Source organism: Collinsella tanakaei (assembly GCF_016900375.1).
Taxonomy (GTDB): Bacteria; Actinomycetota; Coriobacteriia; order Coriobacteriales; family Coriobacteriaceae; genus Collinsella.
In genome coordinates this window covers 1-236 of sequence record NZ_JACJKB010000077.1, presented here as the reverse complement: position 1 = coordinate 236, position 236 = coordinate 1, and the positions used below count along the sequence as shown (strand labels likewise).

Below are 236 nucleotides of genomic sequence, written 5' to 3'. Positions count from 1 at the left end.
CCGGACCCCTTGAGTTTGCTGGAGGCGAAGCCCGGATTCGAACCGGGGGTAAAGGCTTTGCAGGCCTCTGCCTTACCACTTGGCCACTTCGCCGGATATGAAAAGAGCCGATCGTGAAACCGGCTCGAATCGTGCGATGGAGCGGACAACGGGGCTCGAACCCGCGACCCCAACCTTGGCAAGGTTGTGCTCTACCAACTGAGCCATGTCCGCTTGCGAGGAAGTACTATACGCGA

At 59.3% G+C, this 236-nt stretch carries 2 tRNA genes; both read right to left on the bottom strand.

The window, feature by feature from the left end:
- Positions 1 to 19: 19 nt before the first annotated feature.
- Positions 20 to 93 (bottom strand) — tRNA-Cys (locus H6A16_RS10670).
- A gap of 44 nt (positions 94 to 137) precedes the next feature.
- Positions 138 to 213 (bottom strand) — tRNA-Gly (locus tag H6A16_RS10665).
- Positions 214 to 236 lie beyond the last annotated feature (23 nt).